At 58.4% G+C, this 14,675-nt stretch carries 20 protein-coding genes and 3 pseudogenes; 11 read left to right on the forward strand and 12 right to left on the reverse strand.

Annotation, left to right across the window (positions count from 1 at the left end):
• The first annotated feature begins 371 nt into the window (after positions 1-371).
• Complete coding sequence (locus EDD52_RS20080) at positions 372-623, forward strand: hypothetical protein (protein WP_132248337.1); 252 nt, start codon at positions 372-374, stop codon at positions 621-623.
• Between the two features lie 256 nt (positions 624-879).
• Positions 880-1,395: a hypothetical protein gene (locus tag EDD52_RS20085; protein ID WP_132248339.1), complete on the forward strand. Its 516-nt coding sequence runs from the start codon at positions 880-882 to the stop codon at positions 1,393-1,395.
• Positions 1,396-1,484: 89 nt separating this feature from the next.
• On the opposite strand, the gene EDD52_RS20090 is transcribed toward EDD52_RS20085, so the two are convergent.
• A complete protein-coding gene (locus tag EDD52_RS20090; protein WP_132248341.1) occupies positions 1,485-1,781 on the reverse strand; it encodes a hypothetical protein in 297 nt (98 codons plus the stop codon).
• A 334-nt stretch (positions 1,782-2,115) separates the two neighbouring features.
• On the opposite strand from EDD52_RS20090, the gene EDD52_RS20095 reads away from it, so the two are divergent.
• Positions 2,116-2,805 (forward strand): IS6 family transposase, encoded by a 690-nt coding sequence (locus EDD52_RS20095; protein WP_132248369.1) that lies wholly within the window; start codon positions 2,116-2,118, stop codon positions 2,803-2,805.
• Here the strand turns inward: EDD52_RS20095 and EDD52_RS24115 are convergent.
• The 4 genes from EDD52_RS24115 to EDD52_RS20115 form a co-directional block, all read right to left on the reverse strand.
• The gene (locus tag EDD52_RS24115) at positions 2,737-3,165 is read right to left on the reverse strand and encodes a hypothetical protein (RefSeq protein ID WP_243652034.1); all 429 of its coding nucleotides are present in this window, start codon (positions 3,163-3,165) and stop codon (positions 2,737-2,739) included. The genes EDD52_RS20095 and EDD52_RS24115 overlap by 69 nt on opposite strands.
• Before the next feature lie 329 nt (positions 3,166-3,494).
• Positions 3,495-3,956 carry a hypothetical protein gene (locus tag EDD52_RS20105; RefSeq protein ID WP_165907600.1) on the reverse strand — a complete coding sequence of 154 codons (462 nt, stop codon included), beginning with the start codon at positions 3,954-3,956 and terminating at the stop codon, positions 3,495-3,497.
• Between the two features lie 8 nt (positions 3,957-3,964).
• Positions 3,965-4,351, reverse strand: coding sequence for a hypothetical protein (locus tag EDD52_RS20110; RefSeq protein WP_132248343.1), 387 nt, complete (start codon positions 4,349-4,351; stop codon positions 3,965-3,967).
• The gene (locus tag EDD52_RS20115) at positions 4,348-4,662 is read right to left on the reverse strand and encodes a hypothetical protein (RefSeq protein ID WP_165907601.1); all 315 of its coding nucleotides are present in this window, start codon (positions 4,660-4,662) and stop codon (positions 4,348-4,350) included. Before EDD52_RS20115 ends, EDD52_RS20110 begins: the two co-directional genes overlap by 4 nt.
• Positions 4,663-4,934: 272 nt before the next feature.
• Here EDD52_RS20115 and EDD52_RS20120 point away from each other — a divergent pair, with 272 nt between their 5' ends.
• The 3 genes from EDD52_RS20120 (at position 4,935) to EDD52_RS20130 (ending at position 6,173) form a co-directional block, all read left to right on the forward strand.
• The gene (locus tag EDD52_RS20120) at positions 4,935-5,360 is read left to right on the forward strand and encodes a hypothetical protein (protein ID WP_132248345.1); all 426 of its coding nucleotides are present in this window, start codon (positions 4,935-4,937) and stop codon (positions 5,358-5,360) included.
• Complete coding sequence (locus tag EDD52_RS20125; protein WP_243652035.1) at positions 5,357-5,770, forward strand: hypothetical protein; 414 nt, start codon at positions 5,357-5,359, stop codon at positions 5,768-5,770. The genes EDD52_RS20120 and EDD52_RS20125 overlap by 4 nt, the downstream gene beginning before the upstream one ends.
• 166 nt (positions 5,771-5,936) lie before the next feature.
• Positions 5,937-6,173, forward strand: coding sequence for a hypothetical protein (locus EDD52_RS20130; protein WP_243652036.1), 237 nt, complete (start codon positions 5,937-5,939; stop codon positions 6,171-6,173).
• Positions 6,174-6,230: 57 nt separating this feature from the next.
• On the opposite strand, the gene EDD52_RS20135 is transcribed toward EDD52_RS20130, so the two are convergent.
• A complete protein-coding gene (locus EDD52_RS20135) occupies positions 6,231-6,965 on the reverse strand; it encodes a Crp/Fnr family transcriptional regulator (RefSeq protein WP_132248347.1) in 735 nt (244 codons plus the stop codon).
• Between the two features lie 148 nt (positions 6,966-7,113).
• Here EDD52_RS20135 and EDD52_RS20140 point away from each other — a divergent pair, with 148 nt between their 5' ends.
• Complete coding sequence (locus tag EDD52_RS20140; protein ID WP_132248349.1) at positions 7,114-7,350, forward strand: hypothetical protein; 237 nt, start codon at positions 7,114-7,116, stop codon at positions 7,348-7,350.
• 6 nt (positions 7,351-7,356) lie between these two features.
• Here EDD52_RS20140 and EDD52_RS23750 read toward each other — a convergent pair whose 3' ends face one another.
• Together EDD52_RS23750 and EDD52_RS20145 are read right to left on the reverse strand one after the other, a co-directional pair.
• Entirely contained in the window at positions 7,357-7,782 is a 426-nt protein-coding gene (locus EDD52_RS23750; RefSeq protein WP_165907597.1) for a hypothetical protein, read from the reverse strand.
• Positions 7,758-8,720, reverse strand: a complete 963-nt coding sequence (locus EDD52_RS20145; RefSeq protein WP_132248351.1) for an IS110 family RNA-guided transposase — start codon at positions 8,718-8,720, stop codon at positions 7,758-7,760. The genes EDD52_RS23750 and EDD52_RS20145 overlap by 25 nt, the downstream gene beginning before the upstream one ends.
• A 343-nt stretch (positions 8,721-9,063) precedes the next feature.
• On the opposite strand from EDD52_RS20145, the pseudogene EDD52_RS20150 reads away from it, so the two are divergent.
• Positions 9,064-9,351: pseudogene (locus EDD52_RS20150) on the forward strand (transposase); the annotation flags it as partial.
• A 341-nt stretch (positions 9,352-9,692) separates the two neighbouring features.
• Here the strand turns inward: EDD52_RS20150 and EDD52_RS24120 are convergent.
• The gene (locus EDD52_RS24120; protein ID WP_132248353.1) at positions 9,693-10,001 is read right to left on the reverse strand and encodes a transposase; all 309 of its coding nucleotides are present in this window, start codon (positions 9,999-10,001) and stop codon (positions 9,693-9,695) included.
• A gap of 310 nt (positions 10,002-10,311) precedes the next feature.
• On the opposite strand from EDD52_RS24120, the gene EDD52_RS20160 reads away from it, so the two are divergent.
• Both EDD52_RS20160 and tnpA read left to right on the forward strand, forming a co-directional pair.
• Positions 10,312-10,827, forward strand: a complete 516-nt coding sequence (locus EDD52_RS20160; protein ID WP_132248355.1) for a cupin domain-containing protein — start codon at positions 10,312-10,314, stop codon at positions 10,825-10,827.
• 376 nt (positions 10,828-11,203) lie between these two features.
• A pseudogene (gene tnpA / locus EDD52_RS20165) lies at positions 11,204-11,593 on the forward strand (IS200/IS605 family transposase); the annotation flags it as partial.
• Positions 11,594-11,847: 254 nt separating this feature from the next.
• Here tnpA and EDD52_RS20170 read toward each other — a convergent pair.
• Positions 11,848-12,003, reverse strand: a pseudogene (locus EDD52_RS20170) (IS110 family transposase); the annotation flags it as partial.
• A 253-nt stretch (positions 12,004-12,256) separates the two neighbouring features.
• Here EDD52_RS20170 and EDD52_RS20175 point away from each other — a divergent pair.
• Positions 12,257-12,685, forward strand: a complete 429-nt coding sequence (locus EDD52_RS20175; protein ID WP_132248357.1) for a phasin family protein — start codon at positions 12,257-12,259, stop codon at positions 12,683-12,685.
• Between the two features lie 273 nt (positions 12,686-12,958).
• On the opposite strand, the gene EDD52_RS20180 is transcribed toward EDD52_RS20175, so the two are convergent.
• Both EDD52_RS20180 and EDD52_RS20185 read right to left on the reverse strand, forming a co-directional pair.
• Entirely contained in the window at positions 12,959-14,092 is a 1,134-nt protein-coding gene (locus tag EDD52_RS20180) for a flavin-containing monooxygenase (protein ID WP_132248359.1), read from the reverse strand.
• 129 nt (positions 14,093-14,221) lie between these two features.
• A partial coding sequence (locus EDD52_RS20185) for a DDE-type integrase/transposase/recombinase (protein WP_132248361.1) occupies positions 14,222-14,675 on the reverse strand: 454 nt, incomplete at its 5' end.

The following is a 14,675-nucleotide window of genomic DNA, read 5'->3' on the forward strand; positions in this document are numbered from 1 at the left end:
GGCCTTGTGAGCGGCCCATTCGGGTGACGGTCGCATGGGGCGCGGGGGTTTCGTCGCACGCTCCGAACGCCCCGATCCTTTGTGGCACGGGCAAAAGCCCGTGCGTCTGGGGACCGCCGGTCCCCCACCGCAACCCTGAAATACTGCACCCAAAGGGGTTTCCCCGACCTTCCTGCGCCTGTGGCTTCGTGCAGGCCGGGTGATCCCCCTCCCCTTTGGCTTTGATTTCAGAGTTGCAGCGGTTCCCCCCCTGCCCTCGCCGGGTGGCAGGCTTTCAGGAGAGGGGCGTGCGCAGCACGTCCTCGCCAGAAACCCCGCCCCGATTTTCGGCAAAGACCGAACGCGGGCATCGCCACGAAGGAGCGCCACACATGGCATTTCAAGTTGTCGTCACCACCGAAGAAGGCATGACCAGCATTTACCCCGACGGCATCGAGGCATTTGCCGAAGATCATTTTGCCGAAATCACCGGCACCCATTCCAACCCTCGCACCCGCGCCGAATTGCAAGGCCACCCCACGATGCGCGGCTATATCGGCCCTTGCTGGGGCGGCGAGACGGAAACCGGCGATCCGATCATCCGCTACGAAGACGCACAAGACTACGCGGACCTTTCCACTTGATCCCTGACCACATCGCCCCGCTAGCCCGGCGGGGTGTCCCCCTCATTTTCTCGCAAGGATCACCCACCATGATACAGCCATTTCAAAACTCGCGTTGTGCCCGCGCCTAGGCGCAAGACATGGAAACCGGCGAAGACGCCGCCCGCTTTCAATTCCGTTGGGTATGCGCCGCCAGAGATGCACCACACCGGGCGGAAACCGGCGCTGACAAGCTGGCCGCCCACGCCCAGGCCGATGGACAGAAGGAGGCTCAGGCATGAATTGCTTTGCACTGAACACACAGCACGCACCGCTTCACCTCGATAATGTTCAAGGCGTCGTGGCGCTTGAACTGGCAATCGGGGGCAGCCTGCCCGACAGTTTCGACGCTTGGCCTGTCAGCCTTGCAGACAACTGGAATGCCGCCGCAGAGCAGGCAATCTTTGATTCCTGCAAAACCCTTGGCGATATGGCCCGCGCTTTTCTCAAATGGCGCGCAGCGGAATTGGACCGCCAGCTTGGGGCAGCAGAAGCACCGACCATCACGGAAGATGCGCCCTATAGCAGCCGCAGCAGCATCCACTTTTTTGACAATCAGGAAGAGGCGATCCGCTACCGCGACGATCACGGAACCGGAGGCTGGATCTTCGTTTGCGACGACAAAGGCGAAGCAACGCTCTTTCCCCACCTGATGACGCCCAGCACCATTTTGCTGATGGGCTGGACCAGCAAATCCGGCGGGCGGTTCATCGGAGCGACGGGCAAGATCATTCAGCAGGAGGATGTAGGATGAAACGCTCGGTCAAGTACATTGAGGGGCGGCACCTTACCGAGCGCTTTCAAGGTCATTTCTTGGTGTAGGGCTTTATGAGGCATAGCTCATCAATAGTGGCGACGGTGTCTCGCGCGATTGTACGCTTCCACCGCCGCAAGAATGGCCAACGCAGTTTCACTGTCAAAAGGAAAACTGTCAGCGATGATGCGGCCCAAACCCCCTGTGCTACCGGACACAGGCATAGGTTGCTCCAGCGCCGTCCGCATTTCCCTAAGCTGCCCCAGCATCATATCCGCCTGTGCGCGCGACCGAAAAACCTGGTCACAGGCTGACAGGGCCAGCTCCGCTTCGATGGCGTCGCAGGCCTTACCGATGGCGCGAAGCGCACTGTCTTTCTTGGTCATTGCGACCCAATCAAATTTTTTGTGTTCGGCGCATTTTACTGCATTCCGCCGCCGGAATACGTCCCCGCGGAGCGGCACATACACGAAGATAAACACTCTCGGGCCGGATCTGAAGCTGGGAAATACCCGTAAAATGCTCCCACTTCGTTGGCATCGCCTGCGACGGCCACACGGACGCAGCATTGAGCAGAAATATTTCGGTGGCCTGCGCAACAAATGTAGACGCCCGGCGCCTATCGGCTCCGCCCCTTCGACAACGGTTTCGACGGAATTGCCAAGTTGTTGGCAGGGTTTGTTCAAGCTATGTCAGCCCCATGAACATTGCGACCCATATGTGCGCTTGAAAGGCTTCCGCTACCCCCGCGAGATCATTGCTTACGCGGTTTGGGCGTACCATCGCTTTGCTCTGAGCGCGGCGGATGTCGCAGACCTGTTGGCAGAGCGGGGCGTGGTTGTCAGCCGTGAGGCGATCCGGCTATGGGTCAATCGCTTTGGGCAACATTTCGCAAACTGCATCCGCCGGGATCGACCTCAACCGAACGACAAGTGGCATCTTGACCGGGTCGTTATTACAATCCGTGGCAAGAAACATTGGTTGTGGCGCGCGATCGACGCAAATGGCGACGTGCTCGATATTCTCGTGCAAACACGCCGAAACGCAAAGGTCGCAAAGCGGTTCTTCCAAAGGTTGTTCACCCTGTTCGGCGAACCACGGATCGTGATCACCGACAAGTTGCGCAGCTACATCCAGCCCATCAGTAAACTGGCAGCGGGCGCGGATCATCGCGCCCACAAGGATTTGAACAATGCGATCGAAGTGTCGCACAGGCCGACGCGTAAACGAGAGAAAATATTTGGCCGATTCAAATCCCACCGGCAGGCTCAAAGCTTTCTGTCAGCACATGACCAGATCAACCTGATCTTCCGACCGCGCCGCTATCGACTTACTGCAACCTCATACCGCCACGCCCGCACTGATGCATTCAGCCTCCGGTCCGATTACACCGCCGAGATGGCGGCATGATCCAACCGATGCCAATGCTTCACAACCGGCCAACAACAACTTGGCAATACCGTCCCGGTAGCTTTCGAGTGGAACGCTCGGCGACGTCACGAGGTAGTCGGCACGCTCCAGATCGCCAAAGCGCGAGTAGTGGACGTTCAGCATCGCAATCAGCGGCGTCGGCGGCGGGAAGCTGTAGCGCAGACGGCACCCGATGCTGACGCGCATGCTCGACCCGCCACCACCAGAAAAATTCGCATTACCGTGCAAGGATGCACATCCCATCGGAGAGCCGTAAGCCTCGATTGCGGCCCCACCGGGTTCCGGATCGGTCGAGATAGGCGTTCTCCGGCAAATCGATGGCGATGCAAACGCCACCATAGCTGGGCGCCTGAGCGTTCAAAGGCATCGGGCCGGTGCCATCCTGCGCCAGGACCGGGAAGGCGAAAGACGCTATCACACCGGCTAGACTGCTGTTTTCGCGATCAGCCTCGCGAAGGGATGCCTTATCGCCGCTTGCTCCTTGGCGGACCAGAGTCCGCCGGTTGCCGCGCGAGTCCTCGATAGGCCAAGCGTGAGCGTTCCGGTCAACCGTGGAGTGGGCGCGGCCGGTAGCGGGGAGTCCCTAAAAATCGATCTCGATGGCATGCCTTCGTTCTCGGCCACCTCAATCGAGAAGTCCTGCGGGACTGTCGGATGAGTGTTACCGGTCATCGGGGCGACAGTTTGTGCAAGGCCGCAGCGGCAAGAGCATGTTCCTTCTGGTGGTAGTCGCCGCGGAACTTGCCATCGACATGCACCTCCCAGATGCCGTTTCTTTCGCGTACCTGAACCCAAACGCGCTGCGTCGGCCGGTTTATGGAAGAACCTTGTCCCCCTCTACTATTCGGCGGAATGGGTTGCTTGTCAGTGACTTCCCGCTCCTTCACTTTGGGCGCGCTTACCACTCCGAGGAGCATCACCGCGCGAATGAATTCTTCCGCGTAGTCGTCAGTTTCGCGGTGGTCATGTTCGTGCCGGGCCATACTCATCGGCTCGACGAACCGTTCTCTCAAATGATCGACAAATCGCGGTTCAGTGCGCGCCATGAAAGCGATCAGAGCTTGCAGGATCCGTTCATGAGCCAGCACACGCCGTTCGAGGTCGGTGGTCTCGGGGGAAGCTATCGTCATGGCGCGGTTCATCCTTCATCGACCGCGTTTTCCCGGCGCTCCGGCGAACGGTCGACATCAAGAGCTGCCAGACAACCTTGCGCAATGTCCCGGTCGGGTGCATCGGTGCCCGGCATCGTCGCCCAGCCGGCTGTCATAAGAGCGTCGCGCCGCTGGTAGGTCGAGGCCGCTCGGATCGTTTCTAACTTGTCTGCCCGTGACGGGTCGGAGCGCGCCATCTCGATGCAGACCGGAACCATGGACGCAACAACGTTGTCGCGAGACATCGCTACCGCCCTGTCGTTCGAGGTGCCATCGGTCACCCAGCCACCCCAGGAAAATCCGACGATGCCGATAAAGGCGGCGCCGATTAGCGCGCCATAGACGCTGGGTTTGAGCCATTCGGGAGTGTTCATGTTCTATCCTCCTGCGGAGAAAGCGCCGCTTCGCTCTGATTGTTCGTTTCGGACGTGTCCGCGTCTCGGCGCAGCGCCTGCGTAAGGTCGATCTCGGTCGTCAATCGGAGCTCACTTCGCCCCGCGTGAGCACCCTTGCCGCGCACCGTCATGTAGGTCGCCGTCCGTCGATAGGCCTCAAAGCTCAGCCCTTGGAGAAGCTCCTCTTCGACGAGAACCTCATAGTCGCCCGCGGGCAGATCGCCCGGGTATCCCGGCAAGGTGAACGGGTTCGAAAACGTTACCATCGATCTGGTCGACCGCATGTTCATCTCTGGTCTCCGCGATGTTGGCAGATCCGTCGCTCACCACTGTTTACCGCCCCTTGGAATGCGGGACGGAACAGCCGAACGAATTACTCTCTTGTACCCCGGGATCACCCGACTGGCGCTGACGCATGTTAGTCCCGGACACCGAACCGGCTGTGACCTTCCTGGGGACAGTAACCCGCACTGACCTGTGTAAGGGCGGTGAGACCGACCTGCGCGTATCCTTTAGGAATCAGGGATGATCTGCATTCCTGCAACCCTTGAAAGGAGTGGCGATGGCCGCCCCCAATGTACTCAACCCGCACCCGCCCGGGTTCGATCGGTTTCTCTATGCATCCGTCGGCGAGGACCGGAACGGCTTTGCCGTGACTGTGCTCTCTACGCTCGCGCGGCTTGGCCTCGATCCATGGAAAGAAACCGCTGAACTGGTCAAGCTGGGGCGCGACGGCGCGCAAGCGCGGTTGGGAACGCTGCTTGCCCGGTTTGGAGACGTTCCGGCGCTCGCCAGCGATCACGGCAGGATCGCACGAGACCTGAGCCAACTGCTTCCCGAAGGCCGGGCGTCAGGTAGCCAAAAGCGAACTGCCTTGAGCGCCGCCGACGGCCGCCCGGGAACCAGCGGGGCGATCTGGGCGGTGCTCGCGATCATTGTTTTACTGTTTCAGATGTTCATGGTTGGTGGGTCGGGGTCAGGCGAATGACAGTATCAACCGCGACCGCGAGGAGACCGGCCCATGCGGCAGAAAAGTCCGGTACGCTTTCTCCACACGAACATGGCATTCTGTGGGACATGGAGGAACAGTTCTGGACCAGTGGCAACGACAGTGCGCGGGCGACGACAGCGACCAACGCCGTCATGGTCTTCCCTTATCCGCCCGGCATCCTTCAGGGCGACCAGATCTGGACCCATTTTCGTGAAAGGACCGGCTGGCGCTCCGTTGTCATTGCCGAACGGCGCGTAATGCGGTGTCGTGACATCGTCATTCTCACCTATCAGGTCTCGGCGGAGAAGGTCGACGCGCCAATCTACAAAGCCCTCTGCGCCTCGACCTATCTTGACGACGACGACAAATGGCTGAGGATTTCCCATCAGCAAACTGCGGTAACTTAAGAAGCGCAGAAGCAATCGATCTGCCGCAGGCACCGGGATTAACCTACGGCAGTGTGGAAGACCTCTGACAAGGCTAGGTCAGACTTGTTCGCCGAATATTTGGTGGCAGAGAAGATTTCCGAGTACCCGAGAAGCGTGTGGGCTTGCCGATCCTAAAAGGGTCGGCATGTCGGCGCGCTTCTTATTCTCGGAACGGCGAGGAAAGGACAATTCCAATGACTCCCGAACAGAACAAGACTGCCGAGAAGATGACCTCCGTGAAGGACATCTGGGACAAGGCCCCGCTGGTCCGAAGAAGGATACGGCGCTGAAGCACTACCAGGCTGCCGAGAAGGCGCACACGGCGAAGAATGACGCCGAGACCAACAAGGAACTCGACGCCGCGAAGCATGCGCTTGCGTGACAACCAGCGTCTGACGTGATCACCGGGGCCGCCTGCGGGAAAGGGAGGGCGACCCTCTCACTTCAGGAGTGGTCCGCTCTGATCCAGATACGCCGAATCAAATTCCGCCAGGTCCACCAGCCCGTCGTAGTCGTGGAACTTCACATGGCCGTCCCGAAAGGTCACCAGTCCAGTCTCGCGAAGCTGGCGCAAAACGCGGTTCACGTGGATGGCACTCAGCCCCAGCGCATCCGCGAGGTGGTACTGGGTCAGCGGGCAGTCGTACCCATCCTTGGTCCCCATGCCCACCAGCGCAAGCCGCGATCCCAACTCCAGCAGAAAATGCGCCATGCGGGCGTCCGCATCACGCCGACCGATTCCGACGAGATGTTCCACGACCATCGCCTCGTCCCGTGACGCCGCCCAGAGTATGGCGGTTGCAAGGCGCGGCGTCTGAGCGAATGCATCAAGAAGGTCGCTCTTCAGCACTTCCGCAGCCTCGATGTCGACGATGGGTTCGAAGCTGTGGTCCGACGTGCGCAAAAGGACGCTCCGCAACCCCAGAAAATCCCCCGGCACCTGGAAATCCACGATCTGCCGGGTCCCGTCGGCTTGCAGTTTGTAGGAACAGACCCAACCTGCGGACAGAATATAAGCGGCCTGAGCCGACTGGCCCTGATGCACCATATCACGCCCCGAAACGAAGGAGCGGCGACGCTGATGAAGCCGTTCAAGCACGGCTAGCTCGACCTCCGACAGGGCGACGAAGGCAGAAAGCTTACGGGTCAGGGCGCTGTGTTCAGCAGATGTCATGAAGCCTCCCGGTGTCGCGACCCAAGAGCGGAAATCGACCCGGACACTGCTCTGGATCAGTCCACCATAGTGCACTTTCTGCGACAAGTACGCGTGTATTTGAGCCTCACCGTCTCTCAGGTTCACGATGCCAAGGAAGGAAACTCAGATGTCCACCGCAGGCGAACATGCAGGCCAGGCCGCCCTATCGATCTGTGAGGCGCTCCTGCTTGCCATGAACGATCGCGGGTTGCTGCCCGAGCACGAGATTGTGGGGATACTACATGACGCCGCGGCGACACATGTGAACGCCCTTGGCACCAAACTCGAAATGGAAAAACACCGGGCCGTCGCCGAAATGATCAACGCGATCATCGCTGGCGGGAACTCTGTTCGACGCCCGTGATGCAATTCAGCGGCGGTCGCGATCCGCAATCTCGCAGAAGAAGCCGAACAGGCCTGCTGGAATGTCCGAAATCGATGCCATGGGCGACATGATGAAAACCGGCTCAATGCTGCTATCCAACGACTCACCACAGAGTTTCTGCTGGCGAGGAACGTCGGTATCCGTTCGACCATTTGAAAATACGACGAAAATGACATTGGAGGAAATCAGATGTCCAAAGGCAACAAGAAGCGTGGAAATCGTGAAGTGAAGAAACCGAAAAAAGTAAAGGAGCAGGTCCCGGCGACGGCTGATTTTGCCAAGGAAAAGACGCCGCTCAATATCGGGAATAAACGGAAGTAAACGCTGATATTCGGCGTGCAAACGACCAACCTCAATTGCTCGCCGCCTCAGCTTAGCAACTGTGTCTATCGGTTGGGCTGAAGCTGCCACGGTGTGCCGGTTTTGATGATCGCGTTGGCGATTGTGACCAGCCTTCGTGCGATTGCGATAATGACGAGTTTATGTGGTTTTCCGCGCTCTTTGAGACGTTTTGCGACCGGTTTGAGAACTGGATTATGACAAGCTGCGGCGAGCGCAGCCTGAAACAGCACATGTCGCAGCGATCGTCTTCCGCCAGCAATCGTTCTTCTGCCTCGCATTGCCCCGCTGTCATGTGGGACCGGCGCCAGGCCAGTCATGGCAGCGGCTTCGCCTAACGTCATCCGGCCGAGTTCAGGCAATTCGGCGATCAACATCGCCGCAGAGACGGGACCAATTCCCGGGATTGATCGCAGTAGGTTCGCCTTTGTGGAAAAAGGCTCCACCTGCGCGATGATGGTTTCGATCCGCCGTTCGAGAGTCTCGATCTGGGTTTGGAGCACGTCTTCCAGATCGTCGTCCAAGGTCTCGACGTCGGCAGAAACACCCTGCTTCTTGCGAGCTCCCACTTGGGCTCTGAGCCGCTTGCGCATATCGACGATTTGCCCCCTTCGCGTCGTCAAGGTTCTGAGAATACGTAGATTCTCATCTGGCAGTTCTCGCCCGACCTCAGGTCTGAATGCCATGAACCGTGCGATGAGTTCCGCGTCGATCCGGTCAGTTTTTGCCCGCGTGCCCCGGGAAAGTGCGAAAGCCTTGATCTGTGCCGGAGGCAACTGGACAGCGACAATTCCTGCGGCGGCAAGTTTCGTCCAGACCACCCATTCATGGCCACCCGTAGCCTCAAATCCCACTTTAAAAGGGCCCGATAAATGCTGGATCATCGCGACCAACGCAATATGGCCGTCCGCTGTGTTAGTATGCCGGAACCGCATCTGGCCCGGAAGGCAGAACCCGTCCAGCCAGTCGCGCGATACGTCTATTCCAATGATGGTTGTCTCAGCTATCATGTCACTCTCTCTTCCTTATGCTTCGCGGTCCCGCAAAATGGGCCGCCGTCAACTGTTCGAGACGGTGAAGAGAGGCGGGATCAGCCTGCTAGAAAACGTGGTCACGCCACAAGGTGTTTAGCGCTGTATCCCACCCCGTCGCCGGTCCTGGCCGGGAGCGGTGACGGCGGATCTATAGCAGGGATGAGACACATAAGGTGTTTAGTCCCGGCATTTGGTGGATCGGATCGAGAGTGAATCGATCTGGCTCTGATGTCCAGATTTTGCAGATGTATTCGTATGGTCAGGACCCATTGATTTCATTGAGGCGTCATGATTCACCGTCCGAAAACAGAGCGGTGACATGTCTGATCTTTTCTGGTTGAGCGACGCGCAGATGGCGCGCCTGGAGCCTTACTTCCCGAAGTCCCACGGCAAGCCACGCGTCGATGATTGTCGTGTTCTGAGCGGGATTATCTTCATCAACCGCAATGGGTTGCGTTGGCGGGATGCTCCGAAGGAATATGGCCCTCACAAGACGCTCTACAATCGTTGGAAGCGCTGGAGCGACAAGGGCATCTTCGTGCAAATGATGGTTGGTTTGGCCGCAGAACAGGTGGAAGAGAAGACCGTTATGATCGACGCCACCTATGGCCAGATCTTGTGCTGCGGGTGCTTCTTGCTGGTATTCGGTTGCTGGTAGATCGGGACCAACCGCATCAGACGCATTAACCTGCGCACACGATGGTGGCCACATTGGTGATCCTTCCGCCTCATATATCGGGCCATTCACTGACCGGCAGGGTATTCACGAAGTGAATATCCCGAGAGGTTGCCGTGAACTATACCAAGGTGTTTCAAGAAACTGTTTGTCGATTATTTTCATGAACCGCAGGTTCTCAACGCTTTCGCCGACGGGCTGATAGTAAAGCCGCGATCGCGACAGCTGCAACAGATCGCACTGTTTGCGAAGGCTTAACTTGTGATCCCGGTTCACCTTTTTTTGCCTCGCGTCCCGAGCAACTGATGCGAGGCTTCGGCCAAAAAATCCCGTTCCACAACCAACTGGCCGATCTTCGAGTGCAGCTTGTCGACGTCCGCGGCGCTTACCTGTTCCGGAGCCCCGCCACGGCGCGTAAACGCCGTCGCCATGCTATCTATCGCTGCCCGCTTCCAAGTTCCGATCTGGGTCGGATGGACGCCATACTTCTTGAAAAGCTCAGCAAGCGTCATCTCCTCGCGGATCGCTTCAAGCGCAACCTTGGCCTTGAACTCGGGCGAATGGTTCTTTCGTTTCTTCATTTAGGATCGTCACTCTCATCATGCGATCCACCTTAACCGCTGGCCTGAGTTGCCGCGACCACCTCTAGGCTCGAAAAACTCGGCGGAAGTTGAGTGGTAACTTTGTCCGCGCCGTACCAGTTCGAGCACTGCGCAGCGAACGGTTGCGCTTCCCGAAGTTGCCATTCCTGAACCGCGCGGCGAAGGAGGAGGGAGAGCCCTATTGTTCGATGCTGCGCAATGAACGAATTACGGCTTTGCCTTGCAAGGACTACAATAGTGCTTATGCAACTTTTCGGTTGTCGCGCATTTTACAAGAGCGGAGAAAAACATGCCTAACGAGACGCCAGACGACCGCGGTTCGCAAATACCCTACATTGTCAGGGCGGCGGAAATCGCCGGGATGGAAGGGCTCGTCAAGACGCATTTCCTCAACCAGAACGCACGCCGCAACAATAAGAGCCTGGGCGATTTGACGGGGCTGACAGGGTTCGGCTTCCACATCATTGAGGTCGAGCCAAGCTGCGAGACCACCGAACACCATGTCCATCATCACGAGGACGAGTGCGTTTATGTGCTGGAGGGCGAGGCAACGGCTGTGATCGGCGATGAAGCATATCCAATCGGACCGGGCGACTTCATCGGCTACCGGAAGGGTGGCCTTGCCCATTCGATCCGCAACACAGGCAAGACAACGCTACGCTGCATCGTGGTCGGAGAGAGACTGGCGCACGATGTGGGCGACTACCCGCATTTGGGTAAACGTATTTACCGCCATGCGGGCTTGCCCTGGAACCTCGTCGATCATGATGCGATTGAGGAACCGAAAGCCGGAGAGAAGAAATAGACCTTCGCGGAAGGGGGCGAAAGTCAGCAAAGGTTCGCTGTGCCGCCTTTGGCCCTTGCCATGATCCTCGATCATGTCGCCGCGCCCTGGTTTGCGGCCCATTCGGGTGACGGTCGCATGGGGCGCGGGGGTTTCGTCGCAAGCTCCGAACGCCCCGATCCTTTGTGGCACGGGCAATAGCCCGTGCGTCTGGGGACCGCCGGTCCCCCACCGCAACCCTGTAAACCTGCACCCAAAGGGGTTTCCCCGACCTTCCTGCGCCTGCGGCTTCGTGCAGGCCGGGTGATCCCCCTCCCCTTTGGTTTTGATTTTCCACCTATTGGAGATAAACCACCGGCTTTCAGCCGGTCCGCTTCAGCGTATCTTGTTCTGATGTTCGTCAACCGCGCACACGCGATTTTACCACAGGTTCCACGTCGTCTGGGTCACGAAATACCGCTACAAGGTTCTTCAGGGCGCGATGCGGGAACGGCTCCGCGAGATCATCCGCCAGACCTGCGAGGAACTGGGCGTCCATATCGTACGCGGGGTGCTCGCGCGGGACCATGTCCACATGTTCCTGTCAATCCCGCCCAAGCTGTTGCTGTCGGACGTGATGCAGCGGATCAAGGGCCGGTCATCGCGTCGCATCCAGATGGAGTTTCCCGACTTGCGCAAGCGTTACTGGGGCAGACGGTTCTGGGCCAGCGTATACTTCTCGACCACCTCGGGAAATGTGACAGACGACATCATTATGCAGTACCTGGAATTACATTCCGCAAAATGATGCCACCGGCGTCAGCCGGTGTGTCGTTCACTTCAGAGTTGCAGCGGTTCCCCCCCTGCCCTCGCCGGGTGACAGGCTTTCAGGAGAGGGGCGCGCTTCGCGCTTCCTCGCCAGAAACCCCGCCCCGATTTTCGGCAAAGACCGAACCGGGCGGCACCACGAACGAGCGCCACACATGGCATTTCAAGTTGTCGTCACCACCGAAGAAGGCATGACCAGCATTTAGGAGGCAGATGACTGCCTCCAAGGCACAGTCAGAGAATGATCTTTCTGCTGTCGATCGCACCCTCAAAGAAGGGACGATATCGTTCACTGCCTTTGACAGCCGCGTCGACTGTGCGGGCCATCTTGGCAGCGATTGAGGTATACGCCTTGCGGCGCAAATGGGTGTTGTGACGGTCTTTTGAGATGACGGGCTGGCACAAAATCAAGCCGGAGCTGTTCAGGACGCAGCCATACAACCTTCCGCGATGTGACAGCTAAGTCGTAGAGGCGCCGACCCGTAACGCAACGCGCCCAGTTTTTCACCCGAGCGGTATCCCTCGAGACCGGATCAAAATCCCTGCTTCACTGCAGTATTTCGGGGTTGAATTGCTGCAGTGCGGCATTACATCGGGGATAACACTAAGCGACAAACGAAACACTCCCGAAAGGAGATTCATCATGGCCAAGCAGAACGCAAAATCCGCAGCGAACGACATTCAGAACCTGTTCGGCCCGCAAGGCTATCAGAGCGTCTTCAAAACCTGGGCGAGCATGAATGAGCGCATGGCGTCAATCGCCATCCACGCCGGTACCCGGGCGAACGATATCGCAAGCGAGACCACGAAAGAAGCGCTCTCGAACATGCGCGACTTGACCAAAGTCCGCGACGCAGTTTCCGAATACGGCAATGCCTACAAGGACTTCGTGAAGAAGCAGGCAGAACTGTTCACGCGCGCCGCTCAGAACTATTCGAACGAAACCCAGAGGGTCGGCACTAAGGCCGCGGAGCTTGCTTCCAAGTCCGGCGAAGAGATCAGCGACAAGGTGACCACCGCTGCCGAAGGCGTCGCTCAGACGGTCCACTCGGTGACCCAAAAGGCGGCCTGAGGCTGCAAGCTGTAGAGATCGACTGATGATGAGCGGCGAGTCCTGCAAGGAGCTCGCCGTTTACTTTCGGCAGAAGGCGCTTGGATCTGGTCCGGCGCGGCGTGCGTTAACCTGCGAGGACTCGGCACTTCTGATCCACCAAAGCGCGACCAACACGGTGATGCGCGTTCGGGTGCTGCCTGACAGCCGACCCGACATCGTTCAAACTGGTTTTTTTGCAATTGTTCCTGCCTGTTTCGCGCGAGGAAGCCCAGTTTGTCGTGCCCCGTCAAATCAGACGCTCGACAGTTGTGCGGCATCCTTTGCAATCAACATTGCCTCGGCGCTGGCCTGCCGTAACTGACCATTGGGCGACGGATGATATGAGCAGAAATAGAGCCCCCGCGCCGCGGTTGCCCCGCCGCTGATTCGCGGCCGCCCGGTGGCATCCAGAACGTCGGCAGAGTCCGGCAACATGGAGCGCAGATCGACGCCATAGCCGGTAGAAAGGATCACGTTGTCAAAGGTTTCGGACGTCCCGTCGTCAAAGCGGATGTTTTCCTTGTCGAATGACACGATCCCCGGATGAACGGAAATGCGACCAGCCTTGATCTCTGACAGTGCGCCAATGTCGATCAGCGGGATCTTTCCATCTTCGACCACTTGGCGCAGTGGTCCTTTTTCAGCCTGACGCAGCCCGTAATCTTCGGGTCGCCCAATCAGGGCACGTACCACAGGCGCGGTCATCGCATCAGCGGCATGGGCTGGGAACAGCTTTCTCAGCAGGCCCATCGAGGTCGTCGGGATACCCAAAATCTCCTTAGGCAGGATGTTGATCGGACCGCGCACGCACAGGCCGACATCAATCCTAGCCTGCGCCAGATCAAGCGCGATTTCGCCGCCTGAATTGCCAAAGCCGACAACCAGCACACGCTTTCCATCGTATGGTTCGGGGTTCCGGTACGCAGAGGAATGCAGAATATCGCCAGGAAACCTGTCCTGACCGGGCCAGTCCGGCAACCGTGGCGTTGCGTTTAGACCGGTGGCAATCACGACGATATCCGCAGTCTCGACACCATTCGCGTGCTCGACGCACCACGCTCCATCGTTGCGCTTGACAATATTGACGAGGCACCCGAACCCGATATCGAGCGCGAAAGTTTCGACATATCGCTTCAGATAATCGATGACATCCGTGCGGGATGGGTAGCGCCCGGCGTCTTTGGGAAAAGCCAGATAGGGCAGGTTTGAACGGCCCCGCGAAGTGTGCAGGTGTAGCCGATCGTAATGCGCGTGCCAGGCCGGTCCGACCGTGTCGGCACGTTCCAGAATGCGTGTTTTCATGCCCGCCTTCTGTAGACAGACGGCTGTGGCAAGCCCCGCCGGCCCCGCGCCGATGACAATTGCCCTAGGATGGCTTTCGGTCATTTTGGCCCTTAACTTGGAATCCTGATTTGGACTGCCTTGCCTGAGTCTACTGGCACAGAAGTTTTGATTTCAATAGCTGGTATTGCCAAGTTGTTGGTGGCCGGTTGTGAAGCATTGGCAACGGTTGGATCATGCCGCCATTTCGGCGGTGTAATCGGACCGGAGGCTGAATGCATCAGTGCGGGCGTGGCGGTATGAGGTTGCAGTAAGTCGATAGCGGCGCGGTCGGGAGATCAGGTTGATCTGGTCATGTGCTGACAGAAACCTTTGAGCCTGCCGGTGGGATTTGAATCGGCCAAATATTTTCTCTCGTTTACGCGTCGGCCTGTGCGACACTTCGATCGCATTGTTCGAACCCCTGTAGGCGCGATGATCCGCGCCCGGTGCCAGCTTACTGATGGGCTGGATGTAGCTGCGCAACTTGTCGGTGATCACGACCCGTGGTTCGCCGAACAGGGTGAACAACCTTTGGAAGAACCGCTTTGCGGCCTTTGCGTTTCGGCGTGTTTGCACGAGAATATCGAGCACGTCGCCATTTGCGTCGATCGCGCGCCACAACCAATGTTTCTTGCCACGGATTGTA

It is taken from the genome of Primorskyibacter sedentarius (assembly GCF_004342065.1).
Classification (GTDB): domain Bacteria; phylum Pseudomonadota; class Alphaproteobacteria; order Rhodobacterales; family Rhodobacteraceae; genus Primorskyibacter; species Primorskyibacter sedentarius.

Excerpts from the sequence above, each read along its gene's own strand:
- EDD52_RS20080 (WP_132248337.1), top strand. The coding sequence starts at position 372 with ATGGCATTTCAAGTTGTCGTCACCACCGAAGAAGGCATGACCAGCATT.
- EDD52_RS20085 (WP_132248339.1), top strand. The coding sequence starts at position 880 with ATGAATTGCTTTGCACTGAACACACAGCACGCACCGCTTCACCTCGAT.
- EDD52_RS20090 (WP_132248341.1), bottom strand. The coding sequence starts at position 1,781 with ATGACCAAGAAAGACAGTGCGCTTCGCGCCATCGGTAAGGCCTGCGAC.
- EDD52_RS24115 (WP_243652034.1), bottom strand. The coding sequence starts at position 3,165 with ATGGTGGCGTTTGCATCGCCATCGATTTGCCGGAGAACGCCTATCTCG.
- EDD52_RS20105 (WP_165907600.1), bottom strand. The coding sequence starts at position 3,956 with ATGACGATAGCTTCCCCCGAGACCACCGACCTCGAACGGCGTGTGCTG.
- EDD52_RS20110 (WP_132248343.1), bottom strand. The coding sequence starts at position 4,351 with ATGAACACTCCCGAATGGCTCAAACCCAGCGTCTATGGCGCGCTAATC.
- EDD52_RS20115 (WP_165907601.1), bottom strand. The coding sequence starts at position 4,662 with ATGAACATGCGGTCGACCAGATCGATGGTAACGTTTTCGAACCCGTTC.
- EDD52_RS20120 (WP_132248345.1), top strand. The coding sequence starts at position 4,935 with ATGGCCGCCCCCAATGTACTCAACCCGCACCCGCCCGGGTTCGATCGG.
- EDD52_RS20125 (WP_243652035.1), top strand. The coding sequence starts at position 5,357 with ATGACAGTATCAACCGCGACCGCGAGGAGACCGGCCCATGCGGCAGAA.
- EDD52_RS20130 (WP_243652036.1), top strand. The coding sequence starts at position 5,937 with ATGTCGGCGCGCTTCTTATTCTCGGAACGGCGAGGAAAGGACAATTCC.
- EDD52_RS20135 (WP_132248347.1), bottom strand. The coding sequence starts at position 6,965 with ATGACATCTGCTGAACACAGCGCCCTGACCCGTAAGCTTTCTGCCTTC.
- EDD52_RS20140 (WP_132248349.1), top strand. The coding sequence starts at position 7,114 with ATGTCCACCGCAGGCGAACATGCAGGCCAGGCCGCCCTATCGATCTGT.
- EDD52_RS20145 (WP_132248351.1), bottom strand. The coding sequence starts at position 8,720 with ATGATAGCTGAGACAACCATCATTGGAATAGACGTATCGCGCGACTGG.
- EDD52_RS24120 (WP_132248353.1), bottom strand. The coding sequence starts at position 10,001 with ATGAAGAAACGAAAGAACCATTCGCCCGAGTTCAAGGCCAAGGTTGCG.
- EDD52_RS20160 (WP_132248355.1), top strand. The coding sequence starts at position 10,312 with ATGCCTAACGAGACGCCAGACGACCGCGGTTCGCAAATACCCTACATT.
- EDD52_RS20175 (WP_132248357.1), top strand. The coding sequence starts at position 12,257 with ATGGCCAAGCAGAACGCAAAATCCGCAGCGAACGACATTCAGAACCTG.
- EDD52_RS20180 (WP_132248359.1), bottom strand. The coding sequence starts at position 14,092 with ATGACCGAAAGCCATCCTAGGGCAATTGTCATCGGCGCGGGGCCGGCG.